The organism is Streptomyces sp. LZ34 (assembly GCF_053890475.1).
Map to the genome: position 1 here is coordinate 3,219,510 of NZ_CM132680.1, position 18,419 is coordinate 3,237,928.

Here is an 18,419-nt window from a genome sequence, read left to right on the forward strand (position 1 = left end):
GATGGCTTATGAAACTGTTCGCTGCGGGGGCGGCCCCGGCTCCCTCCATATATGCGTATTCGGAGTCTCAATAGGAGAACTGTCGAACGGTACGCGTTTCCCGTTGTCCCACGCCTCTTCCCGTTGACCAGCCGGCCAATGAGGCGTCGAGTTCAGGCCGGGCTCGATAGAATTCCCCGGGTTCTCCCGGGTTTTCGACTGCGCCAGGAACTGGGGCGGGTGACCCGCACGATACTGAAGCAGCTCGAAGTTCGGGTACGCATCACCCTCGAGCTTGACCTGGGAGCCACCCGAATCGTTCAACTTGATTCCGATGTCCCCGTTCACGGCAAAAACTGGCATTTTGCTGTTGATACCCTTGTACTTCACCTGGAGAGAGCCGTTGTTGTCCAGGTAAACCTTGACCTTGTTCTCCCAGAAGCCATTACCGATATCCTTTGCCGGAATTACCTTTGTCGAGGGCGGTATGTATGTCTTTCCCACCATCCGACCCGGGATGATCTCCACCGACGGGGTGACGGTGTAGGTGATCTTTCCGGTGGCCGTATCCCACGCGAAGGCTACACGGTACGGAGCGTTCACATTAGCCGAGAATGAGCGATTGTCGCCCTCCAGTACGCCGAATGCCCCCGTTTTGTACGGGATGAAGAACCTGCCGAGGATGACCCCATGATTGCCGCTCAGCGGGCGGACCCATGTCGTTGTCCGTGACGACATCGGAGGTATCGCGCCGAAGTATTTATCGTATACGTCGGCCAGTTGGCGCGCCTGGTTGATTCTGTCATCCGTCGTGACGACGAACCCGAGTGAAGGCAGCAAGCCCGGGTTGGTTACTTTCGCCCCGCCGCCGCCCCCCGCCACTTCGAATGCCTTGCCAACAGCCTTCACCTCGGTGTCGGTGGCCACAATCGCTCCGAGGTTATTGAGCACCTCGCCGTCCACAGCGCCTCCGCTGGGTCCTCCCCGCGCGATGGTCAGATTGCTGATGTCGTTTCCGAAGTCCTTCGCGCCCGCCTGGTAGGACGAGATCGCCGGAGACAACACACCGGTAATCCACCCCTTCAGATCCCGGACGGCACCGGTCGTCTTATCAGAATAATTATAGAGATTTTGCGGAACCGCAGATGCTTCACCCATGCGCTCAGTTCCCTTCGGGATTCTTGAGGAGGGCCGCACGGGCCTTTTCCGCCTGCGAGGTCGCATGGTCGACCTTGGCTTTGATACCGAGTACTTCCTGGCCAAGTCTGCCCAATGCGGCCTGCTGGGCATTGAACTCGGATTCGAACTTCTGACGCTTCCCGCCTCGCCATTCCCTCGTGAACTGATTGAACTGCGCCGCGCGTTGCCCTGCGCGCAGCTCTGCGAGCGCTTTTATTTTGTCGTGGAACAGGGCGAGCCCTTTGCTCAGCGCTTCCGCGGCGTTGAAGTCGTATGCGACCTGCTTCGGGGCAGTCACTACCCTGGCCTCCTTGCCTCAATAATTTCCCCGTGCCGCCTTTCCGAGCCGCATACCGGGGCGCAGGTAAGCGGCAACTTTGTCACTAGAGGGCCGGAATGTCATTGATGCCCAGCGCACAGCTCTTGACCTACCGTGCAATGGACGGCAGCCGCCCGACGGCACACGTCCCGTGCGCCGTGTCCGCGAAGTGGAGGGTGCCACCATGGCGGACCGCGATCTCGCGGGCGATGGCCAGGCCGAGCCCGGCTCCGCCGGACTTTCGGGTGCGGGCGTCCTCCAGTCGGCTGAACCGTTTGAAGACCCGCTCCCGGTCCGCCGCGGGGATTCCGGGGCCGTCGTCGCGGACCTCGAACACGACGGTGTCCCCGCCCTCGTGGCACTCTGCACCGACCGCGACCTCGACCGTGGTGCGGGCGTAACGGCAGGCGTTGCCCAGCAGATTGCGCAGCAGCCGTTCGAGCTGGACGTCGCTGCCACGGACCCAGACCGGCGGGTCGTCGGCGACACAGCGGATGTCGAGCGGTCGGGGGTGGCGCAGATGACGGTGTTCCACCGCCAAGTCGTGGGCGAGGTCGGTGAGGTTCACCCTCGTGTCGGCGGCGGGCGCGCCGCCCTCCAACTGGGCCAACAGCAAGAGGTCGTGGCTGAGGTTCTGAAGCCGCACGATGTCCCGGAGGGCGTCGCGTACGCGGGCCTCCCAGTCGACGCCGTCCGGGTGCGTCAGTGAGGATTCCAGGGAGGCCCGGAGCCCGGCGAGGGGGCTGCGCAGCTCGTGGGAGGCGTCGGCGACAAAGCGCTGCTGGAGTTCGGCCGACCGCTCCAGCCGGTCCAGGGTCGTATTGATGGTGCGTGCGAGCCGGGCGATTTCATCGGCCGAGCCCGAGGACGAGACCGGCACCCGACGGCCAAGCGACCGGGCCGTGATGTCCTCGAGTTCCCGGCGGATGGCCTCGACCGGGCGCAGCGCCCGGTCCGCCGCCATCCACGCGGTGACGGCGAGGATCACGACGGCGAGGGGTCCCCAGAACGCCAGGCCCCATCCGAGACCGGCCAGGTAGCCGAACGCGGATCCGCCGGTCTGGACCGACCACCAGAGTTCGGCGGCGAAGAGGAGGGCCGTGGCGGCGCCGACCACGAGCGCGACGCGCAGCCGCAGGGAGAGAGCCTGTCGGGCGGGCCGCGCGAACGCCCACACCGTGGCTCCGAGGATCAGCATGACGGCCGGGCCCTCGACCTCGGGCCTCCGTACCAGCTCCAGGACATCCACGTTCGGGAGACACACGGCGGCCGCGATGAGCAACCAGGCCACGGTGAGTCCGGCCCGGACGGCGGCGCGTATGTGCGGCGCGACCGCCTTGCGCCAGGGGCGTGCCACCCGGGTGTTCGGCGCTTCAGACGCCATGGCCGGTCATGCGGTAGCCGATGCCCCGGACCGTTTCGATCGACGCGCAGCCGAAGGGCGTGTCGATCTTTCGGCGCAGGGCGCTCACATACACCTCGACGATGTTCAGATCGCCTTCGAAATCCGCCGACCAGACCTGATCCACGATATCTATCTTGGGGACGACTTCACCGGCCCGCCGCGCCAGGCATTCGAGCACCGCGAACTCCTTGGCGGTCAGTCTGATCTGGACGTCGCCGCGGCCGCTGGACCGGTTGGCGGGGTCGACCCACAGATCGCCGATGCGCAGCACGGTGCGGGTCCGGGCGCCTCCCCGGCGGAGCAGGGCCCGCAGCCGGGCCTCGAGCACCACATACGAGAAGGGCTTGGCCAGGAAGTCGTCGGCGCCGGTGTCCAGCGCCTCGGCCTCGTCGTACTCGCCGTTCTTGGCCGTCAGCATCAGGATGGGCGTCTCGATGTCCTCCGCCCGCAGCCTGGCGCAGACCCGGTATCCGTTCAGGCCGGGCAGCATGATGTCGAGCACGATCGCCTGATACGGGTTCTGGCGCGCCATGTACAGGCCGACCAGGCCGTCATGGGCCACGTCCACCGCGTATCCGGCCGCTTCCAGGCCCCTTTTCAGGGCGACCGCGAGCCCTTCCTCGTCTTCCACCACCAGTAGCCGCACCGCCTCAGTATCCACAGCCGTTCCCGCTGCCCCTGAAGAGGTCTTCAGGATCCTTCAGCGTCGTCTCAGCAGCTCCGGGTGAGCATCGGGCCCTTCCCTGCTGCCCTTCGGCCCTCGAGGTGACCTGTGACCATCACCCGCATCAGCCCCGCCCCGGTGCCCGGCGCCCCGGACACCTCCGGAGAAGTCAGGACGCCGCGGGGCCGGTGGGTGGCTCTGGCCGTGGCGGTCGTGACGACGCTCGCCGCCGTCGTGCAGCAGGTGCTGCACGCGGTGGGCGTCGCCGGCGGGCAGCCCTGGCCCTGGCTGCTGGTCGCCGCCCCGGCGTGGCTGCTCGCCCGAAGGACCCCGCGGGCGGTGCACCATCCACCGCCCGTGGTCGTACGAGCTGTCGACCGGCTGAGGCGAATACCCGCGTGGGCGGGCGCCGTCGGGGTGCTGGCCCTGGCCGCCGCCGTATGGGCCGCTCTTCAGGACCACGAGCCGCTGATCGGCCACGAGGAGGCGGTGTACGGCAACAAGGCCCGCTCCTGGCTTGACGGCACCCCGGACGCGGGCTGGGGCACCTACCGCCCGGTGGGGCTCCCCGCGCTCGGCCGGATCGCCCTGGCCGTGTACGACGGCGTGGGGGCGCTGCGCGTGGTCGCGCTGCTCCTGACCCTGTTCACCCTCACCACGACGTATTTGGTCGCCGCTCGGCTGACCACTCCCCGACGGGCCGTGGTGGTGGCGCTTCTGCTCCTCAGCGGACTGGGCTTCCTGCGCCGCGTCCCGCTGTTCCTCAACGACATCGGCGCCACGGGCCTGCTCCTGATCGTGGTCTATCTGCTCGTCCGCGCCCAGGAGAAGCCCGGTTCACGAGCGCTGGCGCTGCTGCCCTTCGCGGCGCTCGCCGCCTTCTATCTGCGGTACGGCGTGGTGGGCACCCTCGCGGCCGTCGTCGTCGCCGCCGTCCTCGCGTACGGCCCCCGGGCCTGGCTGGCCCAGGGCCGCCGACTGGCCCTGTGCGCGGGCGTCTTCCTCGCCGGGCTCATACCGCACTTCGTCTACGCCACCGAGGTCACCGGCAGCCCGCTCGGCCTGATCCTCTCCGCGACCGCGCAGGCCGGCCGGGCCTACGTGGGCGACGGTCTCGTCTACTACCTGGCCGTCTTCCCGTACCGGCTGGCAGGCGACCTCGGCGCCGTCGTCATGGCCGCGGGGCTCTGCGGCCTGGGCGCCGCGGTCCGGCGCCGCCGACAGCAGCAGCGGCGGCCCCACGATCGGCGCCGTGTCTTTCTCGGCATGTCCGCGGTCCTCACCTTCGTCGTGCTGGGGGTGGCCACGGACGGCGAGCCGCGCTTCGTCTATCTGCCGGTCGTCCTGCTGACCGTGCTCGGGGTACAGACCCTCGCCGAGTCGGCCGGCCGCTGGTCCGCGACCGTGCTCGCCGCCGTCGCCGCGCTGGCCGCCGTCACCGTGCCGGCGACCGCCCAGTACGTGGCGCACGCCGCGATGCCGGGCCCGACCGCCCAACGTGTCTCGACCCTCGCCGTGGCACGGCAGCTCTCCGGTGACCGGCCCTGCCTGCTGGTCACCGGCTACGAGCCCGACCTCGGCTGGTACTCCGGCTGCGACGCGGTCACCTTCGGCCAGTACCGGCGGATGGCACCGGCCTCCGGAGTCGAGGTGAGCCTCATCCTCTTCGAACGGGGTCGGCTTCAGCCCGGCCCGGCGTCCTTGCGCCACCTCATCGGCGGGCGTGCCACCACGACCCGCACGATTCCCACCGAAGGCTCCCTCGGCACGGCCACCGTCATCACGTTGCAGGCCGAACGCCACCCGGGGCGACCACGAACCACTGCGCCGGCAGGTCGATCCGCGTCCCGTCCGCCCGGTACTCGGTCTGGGGCAGCGTCGTGAGCCCGTGGGCCAGCACCGTCAGTCCCGCCTCGCGCAGCAGCTCCGGCACCTCCGCGGTGTGCGCGTCGGCGGGGCGCAGGCCGTGGTCGAACACCCGGCGCAGCTTCGGCGGCGGACCGCTCGGGCCCCGCGCGGCGTCCCGTAGCACGGCCTTGGACTCCTCGGTCAGCTCGGCCACGAACGCCCGCCCGCGCCGCCCCAGCAGGGTGGCCACCGCCTCGGCGACCGGCCGCCGGTCCGGCGGGTCGCTCTGGTGGATGACGGCGCGCATGTACACGTTGGCGTCGCCGAGCCGCTCGTGGAGTTCGCGTACGCGCGCGGCGTCGGTCAGGTTGAGCTGCTCGAACTCCGCCGCCTTCGCCGTATCGGCGCGTTGCGCGTGTTCGATGGCGGCCCGTGACAGGTCCACGCCGATGGCGCGGGGGAAGTGGGAGGCCAGATAGCGGGTCTGGGTGCCGTTGCCGCAGCCGAGGTCGGCGATCGGCAGGGCGGTGTCGGCGTGCGGGGCCAGCAGGTCCAGGTGCGGGGCCGCGGCCAGCGACGGGTCGGCGTCCCAGATGGCCTCCCCCGGCGCGTCCGAGGTGTTCTGCCAGTAGCTCTCCCACGCCTGCCGGTAGCGCTCCGACACGCTCATCCGCCGCTCCCCGTAGTAGTGGCCTCCCTCCGCCCGTACGCTCCAGGTGACTATCGCCGCTCCCGGGGCCCGGGCAAGGGCCCGGCGCTTTCCTTCACGCGATTTTCGCGCCCGCGCGCGCCGGGTGGGGAGGGCGGGGAGGGCGAGGAGGACCGGAAAGGGTCTGCTCGAACCAGACGGTCTTGCCGTCCGCCGACCGGCTGCTGCCCCACTCCCGCGCCAGGCCGCCGACCACCCGCAGCCCGCGCCCCGTCTCGTCGTCGCGGCCCGCGCTCAGCAGCGTCGGCAGTTCGTGGTCGTCGTCGAAGACCTCCCACAGCAGCGCCTCCGTACGGACCAGGCGCAGCACGACATGGTGGGTGTGGGCGTGCCGTATCGCATTGGTCACCACCTCGCTGACCAGCAGCTCCGCGGTCTCCACGGCCTCCGGAAGCCCCCATTGGAGCAGCCGCTCCCGCACCAGCCGCCGCGCCCGGCCCACTTCGCGTTCCTCCAGCGCGAGCCGCCACTGCGCCACGTCCCCCGCCGGTATGCCGTTCAGCCGGGCCATCAGCAGCGCCACGTCGTCCTTGCGGCCGCCCCGGGTGTTGAGGGCTCGGATGATGGTGTCGCATGCCTCGTCCATCGACGCCGCCGGGTGTGCGGCGGACTCGCACAGCGCCGCGAGCCCGGCGCCTATGTCCTGACCGCGCACCTCGACCAGGCCGTCCGTGCACAGCACCAGGCGGTCGCCGGGCGCCACCCGTATCCTGGCCGTCTCGAAGGGCACCCCGCCGACCCCGATGGGCGCCCCGGTCGGCAGGTCGAGCAGTTCGCTGCGGCCGTCCTCGGCGCGCACCAACACGGGTGGGATATGGCCCGCGTTGGAGATCAGCAGCTCGGAGCGGATGGGGTCGTAGACCGCGTAGAGGCAGGTGGCGAGGTAGTGCTCGCCGAGCCGCTGTGCCAGGTCGTCCAGGTTGCGCAGCAGCTGGGCGGGCGGCAGGTCGAGGGCCGCCATGGTCTGTACGGCGGTGCGTAACTGGCCCATCATCGCGGCCGCGTTGAGCCCGTGTCCCATGACGTCGCCGACGACGAGGGCGGCGCGCGAGCCGGACAGTTTGACGCAGTCGAACCAGTCGCCGCCGACCCGGCCGAGCCGGGTGCCCGGTAGATAGCGGGTGGCGGTGTCGCATCCGGCCATGCGCGGGGTGATCTGGGGCAGCATGCTGTCCTGGAGCGTCTCGGCGACGTTCTCCTGGTAGGTGTACATCCGGGAGTTGTCGAGCACCAGGCCCGCGCGGGCGGCGAGTTCGGCGCCCGTCGTACGGTCCATGTCGTGGAACCGCTCCCGTCCGGCGCGGCGCATCAGCACCATGAAGCCCAGCACCACGTCACGCGCCTTGAGCGGCACGATCAGCAGGGACCGCCCGTTGATCAGCGGGCGCAGGTCCCGCTTCTCGAACTGCCCGGCGATCCGGTCGCCCAACGCGTCGTCGATGTAGGTGATCAGCACGGGGTCGCCGGTGACCATGCACTGGAAGAACGGCGTGTGTTCGGGGAACGCGATGGTCTCCCCGACCGGCACGGTGTCGTCCCAGCGGCCCGGTTCGTCGTTGTGCTCGACCCACACCCGGTGCCAGACGGTGGTGACGTCGGGCGGGCCGTCGGGGAATCCCTCGCCGGCCAGCACCTGGGCGCGCAGATGCGTCCCTGCGAAGTCGGCGAAGCGGGGCACGGCGGCGCTGGTGACCTCACGGATGGTGCGGGCGAGGTCGAGCGAGGTGCCGATGCGCCCGCTGACCTCGTTGAGGAATTCCAGGCGCTCGCGGACGGCGGCGTACTCCAGGTCGAGGCCTTCGGGCGCGTACGGGTCTTCAGATGCGTACGCGTCTTCGGGTGCGTACGGCACACCGGGGGCGTGCGACGCTTCCCGCGCGCCCCCGGCGGACGCCGCGCGCCGTGCTGCCTCCTGACGCTCCTGCCGCGCCTGCCGCGCCTGACGCTCGCGATAGCGGGGCATGCCCCAGTCCGGGGTCACCGGCACCCGCTCGTGCCTGCTGATCTCCATTACCGGATAGCCGAGTTCAAGCATCTGCGCGACGATCCGGCCGGCCCTGACCGGGCCCATGTTGGGCAGGATGTCCGGCAGCCGCCCGGCGAGCCGGTCCGCGCCGGGGAACTCGGTGTGCAGCGCGAAGCCGGGCGAGAACCGCTCCCGCTCCCCACCGGCCGCGCGCTCCGCCTCGGCCGGCCCCGACGCGTCGGCCGCGAGCACGAGCAGCCGCTCCGGCCCCGGCCCGACCAGCGGATAGGCCCACCACAGCACATCGACCGGGCCGTCCTCCCGATCCGCCATCCGGGCCCGCCCGGCGGTGGGGTAGGGCGCCGCCCCGCCCAGCGGGGCGTCCAGGCCCGGCCCGCGCTCCCCGCCCTCCCAGTCCGCCCCGCCGAGCGCGCCCGAAACCGGCATCAGATCGACGGCCCGGCAGCCCACGGCCTCCTCCCGGCTCCGCCCGAAGAGCCTGCGCGCACCCGAACTCCAGTGCGTCACCAGCCCGTCGCCGTCGACGACCACCACCGCGAGCGGCATCCTCCCGGACCCGCCACCTCGCTGCACCGGCACCCGTGGCACCCCGCCCAGCTCATCGTCGCCGCGCGACGTGCCACGGTCCATAGCCGGAAGACTCCTTAGCCAGGCAAGATCTGCTCCCCTGCTACCCACGGTACGACCGCCGCGGGGCGCCGCGCGCCGCAATACCCGAATAGGGGGATCTCTCAGCCGCGTATGGTCACGCCGTGGCGCGTGCGCAGTCGGCGCAGCTCCCACAGGGAGACCCCGGTCACCGACAGCGGGCCGCCGAACAGGGAGCAGAACTGGGCCCACAGCGGCCCGCCCGGCATACCGCTCCCGGTCGCGTTCAAGACTGCGATGATCCACACCATCACCACGGTGATCACGGCCGGCAGCGCGGCGTGCACATAGGCGGTGTTGAAGGCGGAGCGGGCTACATAGGCCGAGGCCATGAACAAGAACGGCAGCAGCCACAGCACGAACCAGAGCGCCGGGACCGCGGCCACGAACAGCCACACCCCGTGCAGCCCTTCCAGCACCTCGGGGTTGGCCGAGATCGCCCACGCCGTGGCGGCGAGGGCGGCCACGGTCAGGACGTACCAGCCGACGGTCTTCGCCGGGACGCTGAGCCGGGAGCGCAGCAATCGCCGCCGCTCCGGGGGCGCGTAACGGATGAAGAGGGCGATGACCACCGGTCCGGCGATGAGGAGCAGGATCGGGGTCAGGAGGAGCTGGGCGGCGCTCTCGCTGGCCTGGTCCTTCAGGCCGTCGTCCGACCCGTACATGTAGTAGAGCGCCAGCGTCGCGAGGACGCCGAGCACCGTCCGGGCGATCTGGACGCGGTCCACCACGGGGTCGTGGACGCGTCCGCCGCCGTCCTGGTCGAACAGTTTCCGCGCGGGCCGGTGCGACAGGCGGAGCAGGGGGACGAGGAAGGAGAGGAAGGGCACCCGCCGGTACCAGCGCCGACCCGTGGGCGCCGGCCGGTAGGGCCCGGGCGGTGGCGGCGGGGGCGGCCCGTAGGGGTTCGGCGTCGGCGGTCCGTACGGATCGGGCGTCGGCGGCGGCCCGTACGGATCGGGTGCCGGGGGCTGCGGTCCCCAGCGGTTTCCTCCCTGCCCGGGGCCGTTCGGCGGACCCCATCCCCCCGTTGCCATGATGACTCCTCTTCACCCGTGCGTTCGACGACGCGTTCTCGCCAGTGGCGGGGAAGTCTAAGGCACGAAAACCAACTGCCCGCGTGCCCCGGAGCGCTCAGTCCTCGTGGCCGAGTTGCAGGTCACGCTCGGTGCGGCCGCCGCCCGCGATCTGAAGGACCGTGGCGATCGGCGGGTAGCCGGCCGCGATCACCGTGTACTCGCCCGCCGAGAGGTCGACGAAGCGGAAGGCGCCGTCCACCGTGGTGGTCGCCGTGTCGACGACGTTGCCGGCCGCGTCCAGCAGCGTGACGCGCGCGTCCTCGACGAGCCGTCCGCCGCCCGCCCGCACCACGCCGCGCAGCACCGCGCCGCCCGCGAGCTCGATGTCCTGCCGGGTCTCGCGGGCGGCCTGGACGGTGACCGGCAGCGCGGCGGGGCGGAAGGCGGGGGCGCTGGAGGCGAGGGTGTACTCGCCCGCCACCAACTCCGCGATCACATAGCCGCCGTCGAGCCCGCTGCGGGTGGTGGCGACGACCTCGCCGCGCACATCGGTGAGGGTGACCATCGCGTCCCGCACCGGCGCGCCGTCCGCGGTGCGCACGGTCCCGGCCAGCCGCCCCGCGCCGCCGAGCACGACATCCAGGTCGACCGGGCGGTCGCCGACCGTGACGCTGACCGCCCGCGGCTGATGGCCGCCGGCCGCGGCGATCAGGACGTACGAGCCGGCGCCCGGCGTGCTCAGCGCGTACCGTCCGTCCTCCCCGGTGGCCCCGCGCCCGATCTGGCGTCCCGCGACGTCGATGAGGGTGAGCGCCGCCCGTGGGACCGTGGTGCCGTCGTGGTGCTGGACGGTGCCGCAGACCGGGATGCCGGCGGTGGTGGGTGCCGGGGCGGTCCGGGGCACGGTGCGCGCGGCCGGGACGACGGGGTCTTGCTGGACGGCAAAGTCGGTGTGGGACACCAGAGGTTTCTCCTTCAGCAGGAAGGCGAGCAGGAAGCCCAGGACGAGCACCGGCACGAGATAGAGGAAGATCCGCGGCATGGCGTCGGCGTACGCCGCGATGTAGCCGTCGCGCAGCGCACTGGGCATCGAGTGCACCAGTTGCGGGGTGACCGACTCGGGGTCGGAGATCCCGGAGGCGGACGCCCCCGGATCCGAGCCGGCTGCGGGGAGTTCGACCACGAGCCGGTCGGCGAGGCGGTGGGCGAAGAGGGTGCCGAAGACGGCCGCGCCGACGCTGCCGCCCATCTGCCGGAAGTAGTTGTTGGCGCTGGTGGCGGAGCCGATGTCGGCGGGGCGTACGGAGTTCTGGACGGCGAGGACCAGCACCGGGAGGACCAGCCCCATGCCGAGCCCGAGGATCCCCATCCACAGGCTGTAGTCCTGGCGGGAGGTGTCTTCGTCCAGCCGGGAGAGCAGCCACATGCCGACGGCGGAGAGCGCGCCGCCGAGGACGGGGAAGATCCGGTACCGGCCGGTGGCGCTGATGAGCTGGCCCGCGGCGACGGAGGCCACGACCATGCCGCCCATCATGGGCAGCAGCAACAGCCCCGACTCGGTGGCGCTGACGCCGTCGACCATCTGGAGAAAGGTGGGCAGATAGCTGGCGGCCCCGAAGAGCGCCACGCCGAGGACCGCGCCGATGAGCCCGGTGACGCAGAAGACCGAGTCGCGGAACAGCCGCAGCGGCATGATCGGTTCCAGCGCCACGGACTCGACGACGACGAAGAGGATCGCGCTGCCCAGCGCCCCGAGCGCGAGCCCGAGGATGACGCGGGACTTCCACGGGTACTCGGTGCCGCCCCAACTCGTCAGCAGCACCAGGCAGGTCGAGGACACGGCCAGGAGCAGCGCGCCCAGGTAGTCGAAGCGCGCCTGTCGGGTCGGCCTGGGGAGCTTGAGCGCGACAGCCACGACGGCCAGGGTGACCAGGCCGAAGGGCACATTGACGTAGAAGCACCAGCGCCAGGACAGATGGTCGGTGAAGAAGCCGCCGAGCAGCGGCCCGGCGACCGACGCGAGGCCGAACGAGGCGCCGATGAGCCCCATGTAGCGGCCGCGCTCGCGGGCCGGGACGATGTCCGCCATGATCGCCTGGATGCCGATCATCAGGCCTCCGGCGCCCACGCCCTGGACCGCCCGGAAGGCGATCAGCTCCTCCATCGTGCGGGACCAGCCCGCGAGCGCGGAGCCGGCCACGAAGACGGCGATGGCGACGAGGAAGACGCTCTTGCGCCCCATGAGGTCGCCCAGCTTGCCGTAGACCGGGAGCACGATGGTCGAGGCGAGGAGATAGGCGGTGACGGTCCAGGACATCTTGTCCAGGCCGTGCAGTTCACCGACCACCTTCGGCAGGGCGGTGGCCACGATGGTCTGGTCGAGGGCCGCCAGCAGCAGCGTGAGCACCAGCCCGAAGAAGACCATCCGGACCCGGGCCGGGCTGAGCCCGGCCGGAGCGCCACCGCCCGCCGCACCGGGGCCCGGTGTCTCCCGGGCGGCCTCGTGCGCCGTCTGCCGCGCCGCCTCTTGCGCCTGCTGGGCCTGCTGGGCCGCCTGCTGGGCTTGTTGCGCCTGCTGGGCCTGCTGGGCCGCTTCTTGCGTCGTCCGGGCCCAGCCGGGTACGGGAGCGGCGGCGCGCCCCGGCTCGCCCCCCTTGGCCAGGGGGGTCCAGGTGATCCCGCCCACGTCCTTCTCCCCTCGTCGCGCCTGCACCGCCGCCCATTTCTCGCATTACGCGACAACTGTGAGCAAGCGCGACGAATCGCCGCTGACCGGTGGGGAGAGGGACGTGAAAGGCTTTCGCCCCGGTCGGAGGGTGTGCGGCGGCTCATCGCGCCGCGGAGAAAACCACCCGATCCGGTGAGCCTTCGGTTACTTCTGCTTCGCGACTACTTCTGCTTCGCGACCTCGGTGGCGAGGTTGGCGAGCAGCGCGTCGTAGATCCGGGCCAGGCCCTTGGGTGCGAAGGTCCGCTCGAAGAAGCCGCCGATGCCGCCCGCGCCCTGCCAGGTCGAGGTGACGACCACCCGCGCCTGACCCTCGCCCGCCGGGGTCACGGTCCAGGTGGTGACCATCGAGGAGTTGCGGTCCTTCTCGACCAGCTGCCCGTCGGTCGGCTCGGTCACCTCGAGCAGACAGTCACGCACCCGCTTGCTGGTGGCCTGGAGCTTCCAGTGGACCAGCGTGCCCTCACCGTCGCCGCCCTCGCGCACCTCGTACTCGCTGAACTGCTCCGGGAGCACCCCGCCGCGCGTGCCGCTGTAGTCGGCCAGCGCGTCGAACACGTCCTCGGGGCTGCCCGCGACGATCCGCTCGGTGGTGGCCTCGACCTGGCCCATTGCTCTCCTCCGCTCGTTCCCGGCGCCCCGGCCTGCGGCGCCCTCGACTGCGGCAAGCCAACCATTTTTGCTGGGACTTTGCACAATTGACGAGCACCCTCGGCCAGGCGGCCACCGGCTCAGCGCGGGGCGCGGACGCCATCGAGCGCCACGCCGAGGACGCGGTCGCGCTGGGCGTCGTCGAGGAAGTTGGTCGCGGTGATCCCGGCCACCATCCGCAGCAGGTCGTCGAAGTCCATATCGGTGCGGGCCTGGCCGGCCTGCCGTGCCCGGTCGAAGAGCGGGCCGCCCGCCCGGTACATCGACTCGCGGCAGGCCTGGAAGATGTCCGACTCGCCGTCCATGGCCTCGCGGATCGCCCGCTTGGTGACGCTGTAGCCGACGAACCGGCGCAGCCACGAGGCCAGCGCCTCCCAGGGCTCCAGCGCGGCGACCTCCTCGGCCACCCGGCAGAGCGCGGCGACCTCGTCCGCGTAGACGCTCTCGAAGAGATGGCGGCGGGTGGGGAAGTTCCGGTAGAGCGTGGCGATGCCCACCCCCGCGCGGCGGGCGATGTCCTCCAGCGGCGCCTCCGCGCCGCTCTCGGCGAAGACCTCGCGCGCGGCGGAGAGCAGCGCGTCGTAGTTGCGCGCGGCGTCCCGGCGGTGCGGGCGCTGGGCCTCGACGATCTCGTCGACGGGGAGCTGCGGGACGGTCACGGGGGCCTCCGGGTGGAAACGGTTCGAGGCAGTCGGTTGAAAGTGGAGGTTCGCCTCCGCTAGAGTGGAGGTACACCTCCACTTTACCAGTTTCGGGGCCGTGCACCATCGGCCGCGCACCCTCGTGCGCCCGCCGCTCCACCGTGCCCGCGCCCCTGGTCAGCCGCGCCCCGGCGCGCGCCGGCCCGTCCCCTGCCCCATCCGGAGAGGTTTCCATGCCCCGCAACTCCGCCCGCCTCACCTTCGCGGTCCTCGCGACAGGCGCCGGCGTGTTCTCCATGCTCCAGTCGCTGATCGCCCCGGCCCTGCCGACCGTGCAGCACGCCCTGCACACCTCGCAGTCCACCGCGACCTGGGTGATGACCGCGTATCTGCTCTCCGCCTCGATCTTCACCCCGATCCTCGGCCGCGTCGGCGATCTGATCGGCAAGAAGCGCACTCTGGTCGCGGTCCTCGGCGCACTGACGGTCGGCTGCCTGCTCGCGGCGCTCGCGCCCACGATCGGCGTCCTCATCGTCGCCCGGGCGATCCAGGGCATCGGCGGCGCGCTCTTCCCGCTCTCCTTCGGCATCATCCGCGACGAGTTCGCCGCCGAGAAGGTGAGCCCCAGCATCAGCAACCTCTCGGCGGTGATCGCCGCGGGGGGCGGCGTCGGCGTGGTCGCCGCCGGGCCCATCGTCGCCGCGCTCGACTACCGCTGGCTGTTCTGGCTGCCCGTCGGCGTCGTCGCCGCCACCGCGCTGATCGCCCTGCGCTTCATCCCCGAATCCCCCACCCGCGCCGCCGGGCACGTCAACTGGGCCGGCGCCCTGCTGCTCTCGGGCTGGCTGGTCGCGCTGCTGCTGCCGCTCAGCCAGGGGGCGGTCTGGGGCTGGGGATCGGCCCGCGTGATCACGCTCTTCGCGGCCGCCGCGCTGCTGTTCGCCCTGTGGCTGCTGGCCGAGGCCCGCTCCGCCAACCCGCTGATCGACCTGCGCGTCATGCGGCTGCCCGCCGTGTGGACCACCAACGCCGCGGCGCTGCTGTTCGGCGCGGGCATGTACGCCATCTGGTCCTTCCTCCCCGGCTTCGCGCAGACCCCGTCCGCCGCGGGATACGGCTTCGGCGCCGACGTCACCGGAGCCGGGCTGCTGATGCTCCCCATGCTGATCGCCATGTTCGGCGCGGGCGTGCTCAGCGGCCGTCTCGAGCCGCGCCTCGGCGCGAAGCGGCTGCTGGTGACGGGCGCCGCGCTCGGCGCCGTCGCCTGCGGCTTCCTCACCCTGTGGCACGACCGGCAGTGGCAGGTGGCGTTCGTCGCCGGAATCTTCGGCCTCGGCATCGGCCTGGCCTTCGCCTCGATGGCCAACCTCATCGTGGGCAGCGTCCCCGCCGAGCAGACCGGCGCCGCGACCGGCATGAACGCCAACATCCGCACCATCGGCGGCTCCATCGGCGCCTCGGTCACCAGCGTGCTGGTCACCAGCCGCCTCCAGCCCTCCGGCCTGCCGTACGAATCCGGCTACACCCACGGCTTCGCCCTGCTGACCTTCCTCTGCCTCGCCGCCGCCCTCGCGGCCCTGCTCGTCCCGGCGCGCCGCGCACGCCACACGACCGGCTCCCTCCGCGCCGCCGGCGGCCCGGCGCAGGCCGTGCTGTCCCGTGTCCCTGAAGCCTGAGCTCGTGCCATCGCTTCCCACCGTCCGAGCCATCCGTAAATCGCTGGCGCGGCATCCGGATACGGCGGATGATTCGCGGGGTCGGGGGCCACCGCGACCCTTCTCCGTCCGGAGGGGAAGTTGTGATGACCGTTGCCGATTCCGAGCCGTCCGGGTCCCGGCCCGAAGTCCGCGCGGCGGCCGGGGGGCTGCGCGGCAGCCGGGAGTCGGGGGTGGCGGTCTTCCGTGGCATCCCGTTCGCCGAGCCCCCGGTCGGCGCGTTGCGATTCGCCGCGCCGCGCCCGATACGGGGCTGGAGCGGGGTCCGGGAGGCCGTCGCGTACGGCCCGCCGCCCACGGCGACCCCGGCTGGCCCGCGTACGACCCCGGTCAACGCCTCGTTCAGCTCTTCGACGCCCGGCCGGCTGTCACGGCCTACCCGGAAGAGCCCTCCCGCCTGATCTGGGAGAGCCACACCTTCCCCGTGCTGCCGCTGATCAGCCGGTAGCGTCGGCCGCCGCCCGAGTTCCTCCTCCACCATCACCGCCCGACCGGGCCGCGGGGGTGCCCGCGAATGAAACATGTGTTCTAATTCTGGGGACGAGCGAGACCCCGGAGGTGCATGCCATGCGCTGGGACAACCTGACCGACGGCGACGGGGCGTCCGCGCCCGCCCTCTTCGCGGCGGACACGGTGACCACCCGCACCTTCGACACCCCCGAGTTCCGCGGGATCACCTTCCACGAGATCCGCGCCCGCTCGATCGTCAACCGGGTGCCCGGCGCCTCCCGGATGCCGTTCGAATGGACGGTGAACCCGTACCGCGGCTGCAGCCACGCCTGCGTCTACTGCTTCGCGCGCAAGACGCACAGCTATCTCGACCTCGACACCGGGCTCGGCTTCGACACCCAGATCGTGGTGAAGATCAACGCCCCCGAGCTGCTCCGCCGCGAGCTGGCCTCCGGCCGCTGGCGCGGCGAGCACATCGCCATGGGCACCAACGTCGACTGCTACCAGCGGGCCGAAGGCCGCTACCGGCTGATGCCCGGCATCCTCACCGCCCTGGCCGAACGCGCCAACCCCTTCTCCATCCTCACCAAGGGCACCCTGATCCTGCGCGACCTGGAGCTGCTGCGGCGCGCGTCCCGCGTCACCGACATCGGCGTCTCCGTCTCGGTCGGCTTCACCGACCCCGAGCTGTGGCGCACCGTCGAGCCGGGCACGCCCTCGCCCCAGCGCAGGCTGGAGGCGGTGCGCACGCTGACCGACCACGGCATCCCGTGCGGGGTGCTGATGGCCCCGGTGATCCCCTTCCTCGGCGACTCCCCCGAGCAGTTGCGCGCGACCGTACGGGCCGTCGCCGCGGCCGGGGCCACCTCCGTGACGCCACTCGTGCTGCATCTGCGGCCCGGCGCCCGTGAGTGGTTCACGGCCTGGCTCGCCCGCCACCACCCGCACCTGGTGCGCCGGTACGAGGCGCTGTACGGCGGCGGGACGTACGCGCCCCGGTGGTATCAGCGGCGGATCACCGGGATGGTCCACGAGTTCGCCGACGAGTACGGCATCGGCCCGTACCGCGCGGGCGCCCACCGGGGCGTCCCGGACGCGGCCGGTGTGCCGGACGCCCCGGCCACGACCGCCGCGCCCGACCAGCTGACACTGCTGTGAGCGCCTACGGCACGTCCGCGCGCCGGGTGCGGGGGCGTTATGCGGGCGTGTCCACCCCGCTCAGGGCGGCCGCCAGCCGGTCGCGGGCCTCGGTCTGGGCGGCGATGCGCGCGTCGAGGACGGCGAGCCGTTCGCGGGCGATCCTGAGTCCCTCGGCGGCGGGCCGCGCGCTCGTCATGTCGCCGTCCAGGCACGGCAGGAAGCAGCGGACGTCGTCCAGCGTGAGGCCCACGGCGAGCAGCTGGCGGATGTTGCGGACGCGGACGGCGGCGCGCTCGTCGTAGTCGCGGTACCCGTTGTGCTCGCGCGAGGACGTGATCAGCCCCGCCTGCTCGTAGTGGCGCAGCGCGCGCGGCGTAACGCCCGTGGCCTTCGCCAGTTCCCCGATCCGCACCGGTCCCACCTCCGGTGCCCGTTTCTACCAGCCGCGCGGGGCGCCGCGGAACGCGCCGCGGAAGCCGCGCTCAGCCGACCACCGCCCCGCCGTCCACCGGCAGGACGACGCCCGTCACGAACGACGCCCCGGGCGAGGCCAGTTGGACGATCGCCCACGCCACCTCCTCCGGCCGCCCGATCCGCCCCAGCGGGGTGTGGGCCAGCTGCCAGGCCCGTACCTTGACGCGCTGCTCGGGCGTCAGCCCCTGGTGCTCCCCGATCGGCGTCTCGATCGCGCCGGGCGCGACGGCCACCACCCGCACCCCGCGCGGCGCCACCTCCACCGCCCAGCTGCGGGTCAGCGTTTCGAGGGCCGCCTTCGTCGCCGCGTAGAGGGAGTTGCCCGGCCAGGCCCGCTGGCCGATGGAGGTGCTGACGTTCACCACCACGCCGCGGGTCTCCTCCAGCGGGCCGAGCGCCGCCCCCGTCAGCAGGACGGGCGCCAGGAGATTGGTCGCCAGCAGCGGGGTGGCCGCCTCGCGGGTGATGTCGCCCAGCGGCGCGGAGCGCACGATCGCGGCGTTGTTGACCAGCACGTCGAGTCGGCCGTGCGCCTCGGTCACGCGCCGCACGATGTCCTCGGCGCCGCCCTCCGCGGTGATGTCGGCCGGGAGGGGCTGAATCCGCGGGTGGCCCGCCGCGGTCTCGGCCAGCGGCCCGGGCCGCCGCCCGACCGCCACCACCCGCGCCCCCTGTCCGGCGAGCGCCCGGGCGGTGGCCCGGCCGATCCCGGTGCCCGCGCCGGTGACGAGGGCGACCTTGCCGTCGAAGCCGTCAAAGCCGTCAAAGCCGTCAAAGCCCTTGAACGGGTCGGTGGTCTTGGTGTTCATGTCGCTGCTGTGGTCCATGGCAGGGATCCTGCGAGCCTGCCGCCAATGGCAGGGT

Annotated in this window: 15 protein-coding genes and 1 pseudogene; 4 read left to right on the top strand and 12 right to left on the bottom strand. The window is 71.8% G+C overall.

Annotation, left to right across the window (positions count from 1 at the left end; translation table 11 throughout):
- Positions 1-6: 6 nt before the first annotated feature.
- The 4 genes from ACWY4P_RS12155 to ACWY4P_RS12170 all read right to left on the bottom strand — a co-directional run bounded on the left by ACWY4P_RS12155 (position 7) and on the right by ACWY4P_RS12170 (position 3,528).
- Positions 7-1,137 (bottom strand): hypothetical protein, encoded by a 1,131-nt coding sequence (locus tag ACWY4P_RS12155; RefSeq protein ID WP_456210547.1) that lies wholly within the window; start codon positions 1,135-1,137, stop codon positions 7-9.
- A 4-nt stretch (positions 1,138-1,141) separates the two neighbouring features.
- A complete protein-coding gene (locus tag ACWY4P_RS12160) occupies positions 1,142-1,456 on the bottom strand; it encodes a hypothetical protein (protein ID WP_456210548.1) in 315 nt (104 codons plus the stop codon).
- 130 nt (positions 1,457-1,586) lie between these two features.
- Entirely contained in the window at positions 1,587-2,861 is a 1,275-nt protein-coding gene (locus ACWY4P_RS12165) for a sensor histidine kinase (RefSeq protein WP_456210549.1), read from the bottom strand.
- A complete protein-coding gene (locus ACWY4P_RS12170; protein ID WP_456212896.1) occupies positions 2,851-3,528 on the bottom strand; it encodes a response regulator transcription factor in 678 nt (225 codons plus the stop codon). The genes ACWY4P_RS12165 and ACWY4P_RS12170 overlap by 11 nt, the downstream gene beginning before the upstream one ends.
- Positions 3,529-3,654: 126 nt before the next feature.
- Here ACWY4P_RS12170 and ACWY4P_RS12175 point away from each other — a divergent pair, with 126 nt between their 5' ends.
- Positions 3,655-5,430: a glycosyltransferase gene (locus tag ACWY4P_RS12175; RefSeq protein ID WP_456210550.1), complete on the top strand. Its 1,776-nt coding sequence runs from the start codon at positions 3,655-3,657 to the stop codon at positions 5,428-5,430.
- Here ACWY4P_RS12175 and ACWY4P_RS12180 read toward each other — a convergent pair.
- The 6 genes from ACWY4P_RS12180 to ACWY4P_RS12205 form a co-directional block, all read right to left on the bottom strand.
- Entirely contained in the window at positions 5,327-6,064 is a 738-nt protein-coding gene (locus tag ACWY4P_RS12180; protein ID WP_456210551.1) for a class I SAM-dependent methyltransferase, read from the bottom strand. The two genes, ACWY4P_RS12175 and ACWY4P_RS12180, sit on opposite strands and share 104 nt — an antisense overlap.
- 94 nt (positions 6,065-6,158) lie before the next feature.
- Entirely contained in the window at positions 6,159-8,720 is a 2,562-nt protein-coding gene (locus tag ACWY4P_RS12185) for an ATP-binding SpoIIE family protein phosphatase (RefSeq protein WP_456210552.1), read from the bottom strand.
- Between the two features lie 101 nt (positions 8,721-8,821).
- Positions 8,822-9,775, bottom strand: a complete 954-nt coding sequence (locus ACWY4P_RS12190; RefSeq protein ID WP_456210553.1) for a hypothetical protein — start codon at positions 9,773-9,775, stop codon at positions 8,822-8,824.
- 97 nt (positions 9,776-9,872) lie between these two features.
- Positions 9,873-12,443, bottom strand: a complete 2,571-nt coding sequence (locus ACWY4P_RS12195; RefSeq protein ID WP_456210554.1) for an MFS transporter — start codon at positions 12,441-12,443, stop codon at positions 9,873-9,875.
- A 203-nt stretch (positions 12,444-12,646) separates the two neighbouring features.
- Positions 12,647-13,096 carry an SRPBCC family protein gene (locus tag ACWY4P_RS12200; protein ID WP_456210555.1) on the bottom strand — a complete coding sequence of 150 codons (450 nt, stop codon included), beginning with the start codon at positions 13,094-13,096 and terminating at the stop codon, positions 12,647-12,649.
- Between the two features lie 119 nt (positions 13,097-13,215).
- Positions 13,216-13,794, bottom strand: coding sequence for a TetR/AcrR family transcriptional regulator (locus ACWY4P_RS12205; RefSeq protein WP_456210556.1), 579 nt, complete (start codon positions 13,792-13,794; stop codon positions 13,216-13,218).
- Between the two features lie 215 nt (positions 13,795-14,009).
- Here ACWY4P_RS12205 and ACWY4P_RS12210 point away from each other — a divergent pair, with 215 nt between their 5' ends.
- The 3 genes and pseudogenes from ACWY4P_RS12210 (at position 14,010) to ACWY4P_RS12220 (ending at position 17,099) form a co-directional block, all read left to right on the top strand.
- Positions 14,010-15,452, top strand: coding sequence for an MFS transporter (locus tag ACWY4P_RS12210; protein ID WP_456210557.1), 1,443 nt, complete (start codon positions 14,010-14,012; stop codon positions 15,450-15,452).
- A gap of 125 nt (positions 15,453-15,577) precedes the next feature.
- Positions 15,578-15,787: pseudogene (locus tag ACWY4P_RS12215) on the top strand (carboxylesterase family protein); the annotation flags it as partial.
- 271 nt (positions 15,788-16,058) lie between these two features.
- Entirely contained in the window at positions 16,059-17,099 is a 1,041-nt protein-coding gene (locus ACWY4P_RS12220; protein ID WP_456210558.1) for an Rv2578c family radical SAM protein, read from the top strand.
- A 37-nt stretch (positions 17,100-17,136) separates the two neighbouring features.
- Here ACWY4P_RS12220 and ACWY4P_RS12225 read toward each other — a convergent pair whose 3' ends face one another.
- Positions 17,137-17,493 carry a MerR family transcriptional regulator gene (locus ACWY4P_RS12225; protein ID WP_456210559.1) on the bottom strand — a complete coding sequence of 119 codons (357 nt, stop codon included), beginning with the start codon at positions 17,491-17,493 and terminating at the stop codon, positions 17,137-17,139.
- 70 nt (positions 17,494-17,563) lie between these two features.
- Positions 17,564-18,382: an SDR family NAD(P)-dependent oxidoreductase gene (locus ACWY4P_RS12230; protein WP_456210560.1), complete on the bottom strand. Its 819-nt coding sequence runs from the start codon at positions 18,380-18,382 to the stop codon at positions 17,564-17,566.
- Between the last annotated feature and the right edge of the window lie 37 nt (positions 18,383-18,419).